The sequence below is a fragment of the Rugamonas sp. FW305-51 genome, assembly GCF_058786935.1.
The window spans coordinates 1-12021 of record NZ_JBYSZG010000080.1 but is presented as its reverse complement, the minus strand read 5'-3'; the positions used below and the strand labels follow the sequence as shown (position 1 = coordinate 12021).

Below are 12021 nucleotides of genomic sequence, written 5' to 3'. Positions count from 1 at the left end.
GGCCGGCTTTGGCGGCTGCGCCGCCGTCAACTGCGCCATCGCCAACTGGACCAATGTGGTGTCGGCCAAGGTGCATGTGCTGGCGCGCAATATCGAACAGAGCGGCGGCTACACGGACAGCAAGGCCTATGTGCTGGGCGCCAACGCCGACGGCACGCAGAACGTGGTGGCGGCCGCCGGCGACCATTACAAGCGCCATGCCTTCGATGCCACCGTGCTGCTGGCCAACCCCGCCGGAAGGAAAGCGCCATGACCGCCCGCCGTCCGCCGTACCGGCCCGTGCCCGCGCGCCAGCGCGGCTTCACCCTGATCGTGGCGCTGGTGATGCTGTTGCTGGTGACCATGCTGGCCATGACCAGCTTCAACCTGGGCAAGACCAATATGCAAGTGGTGTCCAATATGCAGCATCGCAACGAAGCGATCGCGGCGGCCGACCAGACGCTGGAAGAGCTCATCAGCAGCACCCAGTTCTTCAAGACGCCCGACGATGCCTTGCCGTCGCCCTGCAACGGCACGCCCAACACGCGCTGCGTCGACAGCAACGGCGACGGCAAGCCCGACGTGACCGTCACCATCACACCGGCCCCCAAGTGCGTCAAGGCGCAGGCCATCAAGAACACGGCGCTTGACCTGAGCAAACCGGAAGACGTGGGCTGCGCCCTCGGCAGCGCCCAGAGCTTCGGCACGGCCGGCAGCGTCACCGGCGATTCGCTGTGCGACGACAGCGTGTGGGAAGTGCATGCCGTGGCCGCCGACGCGGTGACCGAAGCGCAAGTCCAGCTCACGCGCGGCATCGCCGTGCGGGTGGCGAAGGACGATGTGGCAACCAGCTGTCCCTGAATGAAGAGGTGCACCATGATTTCCCTGACCCTACCCTCCCTGCCGCGGCTGGCCCTGGCGCTGGCGCTGGCCGCGCTGACGCCGGCCGTGCTGGCCGAAGACATCGACATCTTCACGGGCGCCTCGGCCGGCGCGTCGATCAACCCGCGCATCCTGATCGTGCTCGACAACACGGCCAACTGGTCGCGCCAGAGCCAGCAGTGGCCGGGCGGCATCCAGCAGGGGCAATCCGAGGCCAACGCCATCAAGACCGTGGTCAGCACCCTGGACGGCACGGTCAACCTGGGCCTGATGGAGTTCGTCACCGGCGGCAACGCTAACGACAACGGCGGCTACATCCGCTACGCCGTCAAACCGATGACGGCGGCCAACAAGGTGGCCTTCAGCCGGTCGCTGACCACCATCTACAACAACATCACCACGCCCAACGAGAAACGCAACGCCAACACCCCGTTCGGCAACCTGATGTATGACTCCTACAATTATTTCGCCGGCGCCAACGACTATTCGCCCACGGCCATCGTCACCAGCCTGGCCGACAGTGACGGCTACACGGTGCCCTACACCCGGTTCGCCGCGCCCCTGACGGCCGACGAGACGTGCGGGCGCAGCTTCATCATCTTCATCGGCAACCCGGACGCGCGCGGCCCGACGGCCGACGACACGGCCAACACGGCGGCCCTGGCCGCCCTGGGCGGCTCGACCAGGCAGCTGGGGCTGCCCAACTTCACCAGCACCAGCAGCACCCAGACCAGCAACCTGGGCAATACTTTGCAGTGCTATGCCAGTGCCACCGCGGCCCAGGCCGGCCTGGCCGACTACGCCACCCAGTGCGCCAGCTACACCCAGGGTTGCAGCATCGGCGGCACCAGCGTCAACACCGGCCCCACGCCGTGCGCCAGCGGCACCAGCCAGTACAGCGTGATCGGCACCTCCACCATCGTCACCAACACGGCCACCGGCACCAGCACGGTCGACAACAACCCGTTCAACGCCGACGAATGGGCCCGCTTCATGCACGACAAGGGCGTGCCCGTGGCCGGTACCACCATCCGGCCCTCCGTCACCACCTACACCATCGACGTCTACAACAAGCAGCCCAACGCGGTCCACACGTCGTTGCTGATGAGCATGGCCAAGGCCGGCGGCGGCAAGTATTTTTCCGCCACCAACGAACAAGCCATCGTGCTGGCGCTCAAGCAGATCCTGGTCGAGATCCTGGCCGTCAATTCCACCTTCGCCTCCACCAGCCTGCCCGTCAACGCCACCAACCGTTCGCAGAACGAGAACCAGGTCTTCATCGGCATGTTCCGGCCCGACGCCGACGCCAAGCCGCGCTGGTTCGGCAACCTCAAGCGCTACCAGCTGGTCGCCAGCGGCGCCGGCATCGACCTGGGCGACGTCAACGGCGCGCTGGCCGTCAATCCGCTGACCGGCTTCATCACGCCGTGCGCGACCAGCTACTGGACCAGCGACAGCGGCAGCTACTGGAGCGGGCTGGGGCTGAACCCGGATCCGGCCAGCGGTTGCACCACGGGCGGCCTCGATCCCTACTCGGACTTGCCGGACGGGCCGCAGGTGGAAAAGGGCGCCGTGGCCGAAGTGCTGCGCAAGGGTAACCAGCCGCCCGGCACCAACGCGACGCCCACCTGGGCCGTCAACCGCACCATGTACACGGCGTCCGGCACCAGCCTGACCAGTTTCTCCACGGCCAGCTCCGGCCTGTCGGACCAGCTGGTGCGCTTCGTGCGGGGCGAGGACGTCAACAACGAGAAGGGCACGGGGGCGACCGCCACCACCCGCCCTTCTATCCATGGCGACGTGATCCACTCGCGGCCCCTGCCCGTCAACTACGGCGGCGCCGGCGTGACCGTCTATTACGGCGCCAACGACGGCACCTTCCGCGCCGTCGATGCCACGACGGGCGCGGAACGGTGGTCGTTCGTGGCGCCGGAATTCTTCCCGCGCCTGAACCGCCTGATGACCAACAGCCCGCTGGTGGCCTATCCCAACCTGGTGGGTGGCATCGTGCCCGCACCGCAGAAGAAGGACTATTTCTTCGACGGCTCGACCGGCGTGTTCCAGAACCTGGACAGTTCCAGCGTGTGGGTGCTGCCCACCATGCGCCGCGGCGGGCGCATGATCTACGCCCTGGACGTGAGCAACCCGGCCACCCCTGTTCTGAAATGGAAGGCCGGCTGCCCCAACTTGGCCGACGACACCAACTGCAGCACCGGCATGAGCCAGATCGGCCAGACCTGGTCGACGCCGTCGGTGGCCTTCATCCGCGGCTATTCCACCACGGCGCCGGTGGTGGTGGTGGGCGGCGGCTACGATGGCTGCGAGGATGCCGACACGGCCGCGCCGGCCTGCGACGCGACCAAGGGCGGCATGGTCTACATCCTGGACGGCGGCACGGGTGCCGTGGTGGCCTCGTTCGCCACCGCGCGCGCCGTGGCCTCCGACATCGCCATGGTCGACATCGACAACGACGGCATGCCCGACTATGCCTACGCGGCCGATACGGGTGGCAATATCTACCGCATCGATTTCGTCGCCAATCCCGTGTCGCGCGCACCGCTCAGGAGCAGCAACTGGACCTCGCACCGGGTGGCCTACACCAACGGCAGCGGGCGCAAATTCCTGTTCGCGCCGGCCCTGCTGGCCGTGGGCGACAAGGTCTACGTGGCCATCGGCAGCGGCGACCGCGAACATCCGCTGCAGTCGCAGTATCCCTACAGTTCCGTCATCAACCGCTTCTATGTCTACAAGGATGACTTGAACAGCTCGTCGACCAGCGCGGCCAGGAACCTGGACAGCGACCTGATCGACTACACCACCAACACCACCTGCGACACCACCTCGGTGCTGCCCAACTCCAGCCTGAATGGCTGGTTCATGGACCTGACCCAGTTCGGCCGCGGCGAGCAGGTGGTCACCTCGGCCCTGATCGCCAGCGGCATGGTCACCTTCAGCACCAACCGTCCCGTGCCGCCGGCCTCGGGCACCTGCCCTACGGCGCTGGGCAAGGCGGAAGGCTATTGGGTCAACCTGTTCAACGGTTCCGGCGGCATCGACACGGCCGGCACCTGCAACGGCGCCCGCGCCAGCGAATTCGTGGGCGGCGGGCTGCCGCCATCGCCCGTGATGGCGACCGGCGTGCCCGTCAACGGACGCCCGGTGTCGGTGGTGATCGGCGCCGTGCAGCGCGACGGCAGCACCAGCGCCGCCATCAGCCCGCAGAAGGTGCGGCCGGCCATCCTGTCCAAGCGCAAGCGCGTGTATTCCACCGTGTCTGGCCAATAGGCGGCCAATCAGTAAAAAAGGGGTACGTCCCCATTTCCTGTGCCGCTGAGGCGTTCCCGCCCAGCCGTGCAGCGCCTCAAAAAAAAACCGGCTGGCGCGTTGCCAGCCGGTTTTTCTTGACCGTGCCGCCAGGGCGGCGGGACTCAGATGGCGTGCATCCAGTGGTGGGTGTCGGGCGCCGTGCCGTGCTGGATGCCCAGCAGGGCATCGCGCAGGGCCAGGGTGACGGGGCCGTTCTGGCCGTCGTTGATGGTCAGCTCGAAGCCGTTGGCCTTGACCGTGCCGACCGGGGTGATGACGGCGGCCGTGCCGCAGGCGAACACTTCGGTCATGCGGCCGGCCGCGATGTCGTCGCGCCACTGCTGCACGGTGAGCTTGCGTTCCTGCGCTTCATAGCCCAGGTCGGCGGCCAGTTCCAGCAGGCTGCGGCGGGTGATGCCGGGCAGCAGGGTGCCGGTCAGCTCGGGCGTCACCAGCACCGTCTTGCCGTGCTCTTGGTAGACGAAGAACAGATTCATGCCGCCCATCTCTTCGATGTATTCGCGGTGCACGGCGTCCAGCCATACCACCTGGTCGCAGCCTTTTTCCTGGGCCTGGGCCTGGGCCGCCAGGCTGGCTGCGTAGTTGCCGGCGCACTTGGCCTCGCCGGTACCGCCCGGCGCGGCCCGCACATAGTCCTCGCTGATCCACACGGTGACCGGTTTCACGCCCTGCGGGAAGTAGGCGCCGGCCGGCGAGGCGAACAGCACGAACAGGTATTCGCTGCCCGGACGCACGCCCAGGAAGGGGTCGGTGGCGAACATCAGGGGCCGCAGGTAGAGGCTCTCGCCCACCGCTTTGGGCACCCAGGCCGCGTCCAGCGCGATCAGGGCGTCGGCCGCTTCCATGAACAGGGCCGGCGGCAGGGCCGGCATGGCCAGGCGGGCGGCGCTGCGGTTGAAGCGCTCCGCGTTCGCTTCGGGACGGAAGGTCTTGACGCTGCCGTCCGGCTGCGAGAAGGCCTTGAAGCCTTCGAAGATGGCCTGGCCGTAGTGCAGGGCCGAGCAGGATGGATCGAGCTGCAGGGGGCCGTAGGCCTTGAGCTCGCCTTTTTGCCAGGCGCCGTCGCGGTAGGGGATCACCACCATGTGGTCGGTGAAGATGCGGCCGAAGCCGGGGTTGCTGATCAGCTTGGCGCGCTCGGCGTCGCTCAGGCGGTGGGCGGAGGGCGTGATGGACAGGTTGGGAGTGTTCACGGTGGCGGTGTCTTCAGGGTCTGGATGGGGATGGATGCATTGTTCGGTGCCCCCCATCATACCAAGAATTGCCGCCCGGTCTGCAGCACCCTGTCCCGCCGTTCTGCAATTCATGCCCGGATTTCAACGCCCTGTCACATTCCCCGTGCCGGCCGTGGCTGATCCGTCTACATTGCAGGCTCCACCATTTTTGACGGACAGGCCATCATGACTCTGACTTCCCGTAGCGGCGCCGGTGCGCTGCTGTTGTTCCTCGCACTGGGCGTGGCCCACGCCGGCGCCGCGGCGCCCGACCTGGCCGCGCGCCGCCAGGCGCTCGACAGCCTGATCAAGGAGCAGTGGGATTACACCATGCGCACCAATCCCGAATTCGCTTCCATGCTGGGCGACAAGCGCTACAACGACCGCCTGACGGACTTTTCCCCGGCCGCCGTGGAGGCCGACATCCGCGCCAGCGCCGACTTCCTGCGCCGTTTCGAAGCCATCGACAGCACCGGCTTCCCCGAGCAGGAGCGCTTGAACCAGACGCTGATGGTGCGCGCGCTGCGCCTGACCCTGGACGGCGCCCGCTACAAGGAATGGGAAATGCCGGTGCTGCAGAACTCGGGCATCCACATCGACGCGCCCCAGCTGGTGTCGGCGCTGGCCTTCGATACGGTCAAGGATTACGACGATTACCTGGCCCGCCTGCGCCAGCTGCCGCGCGCCTTCAGCGACACCACCGTCCAGATGCAGAACGGCATGCACGACCACCTGATGCCGCCCCAGTTCCTGATCCCCAAGATCGCCCGCCAGTGCGACGAGCTGGCCGCCATGGCGCCGGCCGCCTCGCCGTTCGCCGAACCGCTGAACCGTTTCCCGGCCAGCTTCAGCGCGGCCGACAAGGCGCGCCTGAGCCAGCAGATCCTGGCCGCCATCGAGCATGACGTGGCGCCGGCCTACCGCCAGTTCGCCGCCTTCGTGAAAAACGTCTACCTGCCGCAGGGCCGCACGGCGCCGGGCCTGTGGTCGCTGCCGGACGGCGCGGCCCGCTATGCCTACCGGGTGCGCAGCGCCACCACCACGGCGCAGACGCCGGAACAGATCCACCAGCTGGGCCTGGCCGAAGTGGCCCGCATCGAGGGCCAGATGCTGGCCGTGGCCCAGAAAATGGGTTACCCCGACCTCAAGAGCTTCAACGGGGCCGTGCACGCCAACGCGGCCCTGCATCCGAAGTCGCGCCAGGAACTGCTGGACCTGTACAGCAAGTACACGGACCAGATGTACGCCAAGCTGCCCCAGCAGTTCGGCGTGCTGCCCAAGGCCAAGGTGGCCATCTTGCCGGTGGAAGCGTTCCGCGAGGAGGGGGCGGCCGCCGCGTCCTACAACATGGGCACGCCGGACGGCAGCCGCCCGGGCCGGGTGATGGTCAACACGGGCGAGTTCGCCAAGCGTTCGCTGATCGATGTGGAAACGACGGCCCTGCACGAAGGCGTGCCGGGCCACCACATGCAGATCGCCATCGCCCAGGAACTGCAGGGCCTGCCCGCGTTCCGCCAGCAGCCCAACTACACGGCCTACACGGAAGGCTGGGCCCTGTACGCGGAACGGCTGGGCGAGGAGCTGGGCTTCTACGGCGACCCGTACAGCTATTACGGCCACCTGCAGGACGAGATGCTGCGCGCCATCCGCCTCGTGGTCGATACCGGCCTGCACTATAAAAAATGGGACCGGCAGCAGGTGGTGGACTACTTCCACGCCCATTCGGGCATCGAGGAGGTGGACGTGCAGAGCGAGACCGACCGTTACATTGTGTGGCCGGGCCAGGCCCTGGGCTACAAGATCGGCCAGTTGAAGATCCTGGAACTGCGCGACTATGCGCGCCGGCAGCTGGGCGCCAGGTTCGACATCCGCGCCTTCCACGACCAGGTGCTGGGCGCGGGCGCCTTGCCGATGGATGTGCTGGAGGCGCGCATCAAGGCGTGGGTGGCGGCGCAACAGGCGGCGGGCGCCGTTTGACGGCCGCCTGCGCCGTCACCGCGGCGGGCGGCGCCTTGCCGGCCTGCCGGGCATGGGCGGCAGAGAATTGAAGGAAAGAAACATACCTGCTTGGCCGATCGCGTCCGGCGCCCTTCCCTTACTATTAAACCTATCAAATTGCTTTTTAGATAGTAAATATTTGCTATCTAATCAGCAATTTTCCGCCAGTTGTGCGGCCGAGACACGCGACAAAAAAATTCCGCATGGCAAGTAAACCCGTTATACTTGTTGGCAATAATCAGTTTGCCGCAGCCGCCCCCCGGTGGCGTCATGATCGCCCGGCAATAGCGCTATGAAATTGCTTCAAGTTAACAAGTTTACTTAATGAAAGAGTCGCCGCGGTCGCTTTATCCGGAAGCGTGACGCTGCAGCCGAAGTCGCGGCAATAGCGTGGCAGGCTGTAATGTTTAATGCTAAGGCAATGATTTTACAAACTTTTGTTTACTAAAGTTAACGAAAGTGTTGACGTTAAGAATGAAAAGCGGTGTTCTTTCTGGTGGCGCGGGGCGCTTGTAGAAAGAAACCCACCAGCCCCGACCACCGCGCAAGCGGCCGGGGCACGAGAACATCATGCTGCAGGCGCCAGGAGGGGCTTGCGGTCTATACAAATTTCGCTACATGTAGTTCCGAGGAGAATGGAAATGACCATCGTCACTAGCCTTACCACCAGCGACATCGCCGCGTTGACCACTACGCAGATCGCTTCGCTGGCCACGGCGGAAATCGTCGAGCTGAGTACGAGTCAAATCCTCGCCTTGGGCACTAGCCAGATACAAGCGTTCCAGACCAGCCAAGTTGCGGCCATGGTGACGAGCGACATCATCACGCTCGGCTCGAGCCAGCTGGTGGCGCTGCAGACCAGTCAGGTCGCCGCGCTGCTCACCAGCCAGATCGCCAGCCTGGGCAGCAGCCAGGTCATCGCGCTGGAAACGTCCGATCTGGCCGCCCTGCGCACCGGGCAAGTCGCCAGCCTGACCACCAGCAACGTCCAGGCCCTGACCACCAGCGAAGTGCAGGCATTGGGCACGGCCCAGGTCGCTGCGTTGACGACCGCGCAGATCGGCGCGCTGGGCACCAGCCAGGCCATTGCGATTGAAACGAGCGACCTGATCGCCCTGAAGACGTCGCAGATCGCGGCCCTGGGCACGTCGGACGTGGCGGCCCTGACCACCAGCCAGGTGACGGTGCTGGGCACGACCCAGATCGGCGCCATCAGCACCTCGGGCATCCTGGCCCTGGGCACCAGCCAGGTCAGCGTGCTGGGCACCTCGCAGGCGGCAGCCCTGAAGACGTCGCAACTGGCCGCGCTGGGCACGTCGGACCTGATCGCCATCACCACCTCGGACATCCAGGCCTTGGGCACGGGCGCCATCGCCTCGCTGGGCAGCACCGACGTCACCACCCTGACCACCAGCCAGATCGTGGCGCTGCGCACCACGCAGGTGGCGTCGCTGACCACCAGCCAGATCGGCATGCTGGGCACCAGCCAGATGATCGCCATCGAAACGAGCGACATCGCCGCGCTGCGCAGCGCCCAAGTGGCCGCGCTGGGCAGTTCCAACCTGGTGGCGCTGGGCACCAGCCAGGTGATCGCGCTGAGCACCGGCGCGGTGGCGGCCATCGGCACCAGCAACGTGACGGTGCTGACCACCAGTGAAGTGGTGGCATTGCGTTCGGCCCAGGTCGCTGCGCTGACGACGGCGCAGATCGGCGCGCTGGGCACCAGCCAGGTCATCGCGATCGAGACGAGCGACCTGATCGCCCTGAAGACGTCGCAGATCGCGGCCCTGGGCACCTCGAATGTGGCGGCCCTGACCACCAGCGAGGTGACGGTGCTGGGCACGGCCCAGATCGGCGCCATCACCACCTCGGGCATCCTGGCCCTGGGCACCAGCCAGGTCAGCGTGCTGGGCACCTCGCAGGCGGCAGCGCTGAAGACGTCGCAGATCGCGGCCCTGGGCACGTCGGACCTGATCGCCATCACCACCTCGGACATCCAGGCCCTGGGCACGGGCGCCATCGCCTCGCTGGGCAGCACCGACGTCACCACCCTGACCACCAGCCAGATCGTGGCGCTGCGCACCACGCAAGTGGCGTCGCTGACCACCAGCCAGATCACGGTGCTGGGCACCAGCCAGATGATCGCCATCGAAACGAGCGACATCGCCGCGCTGCGCAGCGCCCAGGTGGCCGCGCTGGGTAGTTCCAACCTGGTGGCGCTGGGCACCAGCCAGGTGATCGCGCTGACCACCGGCGCGGTGGCGGCCATCGGCACCAGCAACGTGACGGTGCTGACCACCAGCGAAGTGGTGGCACTGAGTTCGGCCCAGGTCGCTGCGCTGACGACGGCGCAGATCGGCGCGCTGGGCACCAGCCAGACCATCGTGATCGAGACGAGCGACGTGATCGCCCTGAAGACGTCGCAGATCGCGGCCCTGGGCACGTCGGACGTGGCGGCCCTGACCACCAGCCAGGTGACGGTGCTGGGCACGGCCCAGATCGGCGCCATCACCACCTCGGGCATCCTGGCCCTGGGCACCAGCCAGGTCAGCGTGCTGGGCACCTCGCAGGCGGCAGCGCTGAAGACGTCGCAGATCGCGGCCCTGGGCACGTCGGACCTGATCGCCATCACCACCTCGGACATCCAAGCCCTGGGCACGGGCGCCATCGCCTCGCTGGGCAGCACCGACGTGACCACCCTGACCACCAGCCAGATCGTGGCGCTGCGCACGGCGCAAGTGGCGTCCCTGACCACCAGCCAGATCACGGTGCTGGGCACCAGCCAGATGATCGCCGTCGAAACGAGCGACATCGCTGCGCTGCGCACGGCCCAGGTGGCCGCGCTGGGCAGTTCCAACCTGGTAGCGCTGGGCACCAGCCAGGTGATCGCGCTGAGCACCGGCGCGGTGGCGGCCATCGGCACCAGCAACGTGACGGTGCTGACCACCAGTGAAGTGGTGGCACTGAGCTCGTCGCAGGTCGCTGCGCTGACGACGGCGCAGATCGGCGCGCTGGGCACCAGCCAGGTCATCGTGATCGAGACGAGCGACCTGATCGCCCTGAAGACGTCGCAGATCGCGGCCCTGGGCACGTCGAACGTGGCAGCCCTGACCACCAGCGAGGTGACGGTGCTGGGCACGGCCCAGATCGGCGCCATCACCACCTCGGGCATCCTGGCCCTGGGCACGACCCAGGTCAGCGTGCTGGGCACCTCGCAGGCGGCAGCGCTGAAGACGTCGCAGATCGCGGCCCTGGGCACGTCGGACCTGATCGCCATCACCACCTCGGACATCCAGGCCCTGGGCACGGCCGCCATCGCCTCGCTGGGCACTACGGACGTGACCACCCTGACCACCAGCCAGATCGTGGCGCTGCGCACGGCGCAGGTGGCGTCGCTGACCACCAGCCAGGTGACGGTGCTGGGCACCAGCCAGCTGATCACACTTACCACGAGCGACGTGGCGGCGCTGAAAACGTCGCAGGTCGCCGCCCTGGGCACCTCGAACGTGGTCGCCCTGACCACCAGCCAGGTGACGGCGCTGGGCACGGCCCAGATCGGTGCCATCAGCACCTCGGGCATCCTGGCCCTGGGCACCAGCCAGGTCAGCGTGCTGGGCACCTCGCAGGCGGCAGCGCTGAAGACGTCGCAACTGGCCGCGCTGGGCACGTCGGACCTGATCGCCATCACCACCTCGGACATCCAGGCCCTGGGCACGGCCGCCATCGCCTCGCTGGGCACTACGGACGTGACCACCCTGACCACCAGCCAGATCGTGGCGCTGCGCACGGCGCAGGTGGCGTCGCTGACCACCAGCCAGATCACGGTGCTGGGTACCAGCCAGATGATCGCCATCGAAACGAGCGACATCGCCGCGTTGCGCAGCGCCCAAGTGGCCGCGCTGGGCAGTTCCGACCTGGTGGCGCTGGGCACCAGCCAAGTGATCGCGCTGAGCACCGGCGCGGTGGCGGCCATCGGCACCAGCAACGTGACGGTACTGACCACCAGTGAAGTGGTGGCACTGAGCTCGGCCCAGGTCGCTGCGCTGACGACGGCGCAGATCGGCGCGCTGGGCACCAGCCAGACCATCGTGATCGAGACGAGCGACCTGATCGCCCTGAAGACGTCGCAGATCGCGGCCCTGGGCACATCGGACGTGGCGGCCCTGACCACCAGCCAGGTGGCGGTGCTGGGCACGGCCCAGATCGGCGCCATCACCACCTCGGGCATCCTGGCCCTGGGCACCAGCCAGGTCAGCGTGCTGGGCACCTCGCAGGCGGCAGCGCTGAAGACGTCGCAACTGGCCGCGCTGGGCACGTCGGACCTGATCGCCATCACCACCTCGGACATCCAGGCCCTGGGCACGGCCGCCATCGCCTCGCTGGGCACCACCGACGTGACCACCCTGACCACCAGCCAGATCGTGGCGCTGCGCACGGCACAGGTGGCGTCCCTGACCACCAGCCAGATCACGGTGCTGGGCACCAGCCAGATCATCGCCATCCAGACGAGCGACATCGCCGCGCTGCGCACGGCCCAGGTGGCTGCGCTGGGCAGTTCCAACCTGGTGGCGCTGGGCACCAGCCAGGTGATCGCGCTGAGCACCGGCGCGGTGGCGGCCAT

6 protein-coding genes are annotated in these 12021 nt (G+C 67.1%); 5 read left to right on the top strand and 1 reads right to left on the bottom strand.

Going from position 1 to position 12021, the window contains the following annotated elements; all coding sequences use genetic code 11:
* From AC3WOS_RS27690 to AC3WOS_RS27680, 3 genes are all read left to right on the top strand, one after another.
* A partial coding sequence (locus AC3WOS_RS27690; RefSeq protein ID WP_492720431.1) for a PilW family protein occupies nucleotides 1-253 on the top strand: 253 nt, incomplete at its 5' end.
* Nucleotides 250-840 (top strand): PilX N-terminal domain-containing pilus assembly protein, encoded by a 591-nt coding sequence (locus AC3WOS_RS27685; RefSeq protein ID WP_492720429.1) that lies wholly within the window; start codon nucleotides 250-252, stop codon nucleotides 838-840. The genes AC3WOS_RS27690 and AC3WOS_RS27685, both read left to right, overlap by 4 nt.
* Before the next feature lie 15 nt (nucleotides 841-855).
* A complete protein-coding gene (locus AC3WOS_RS27680; protein ID WP_492720427.1) occupies nucleotides 856-4146 on the top strand; it encodes a pilus assembly protein in 3291 nt (1096 codons plus the stop codon).
* A gap of 143 nt (nucleotides 4147-4289) precedes the next feature.
* Here AC3WOS_RS27680 and AC3WOS_RS27675 read toward each other — a convergent pair whose 3' ends face one another.
* Nucleotides 4290-5381 carry a branched-chain amino acid aminotransferase gene (locus AC3WOS_RS27675; protein ID WP_492720425.1) on the bottom strand — a complete coding sequence of 364 codons (1092 nt, stop codon included), beginning with the start codon at nucleotides 5379-5381 and terminating at the stop codon, nucleotides 4290-4292.
* A gap of 207 nt (nucleotides 5382-5588) precedes the next feature.
* Between AC3WOS_RS27675 and AC3WOS_RS27670 the strand changes: the two genes are divergently transcribed.
* Both AC3WOS_RS27670 and AC3WOS_RS27665 read left to right on the top strand, forming a co-directional pair.
* Nucleotides 5589-7379 (top strand): DUF885 domain-containing protein, encoded by a 1791-nt coding sequence (locus AC3WOS_RS27670; RefSeq protein ID WP_492720423.1) that lies wholly within the window; start codon nucleotides 5589-5591, stop codon nucleotides 7377-7379.
* Between the two features lie 662 nt (nucleotides 7380-8041).
* Nucleotides 8042-12021, top strand: a 3980-nt coding sequence (locus AC3WOS_RS27665) for a beta strand repeat-containing protein (RefSeq protein WP_492720421.1), incomplete at its 3' end; no start/stop codon positions are given.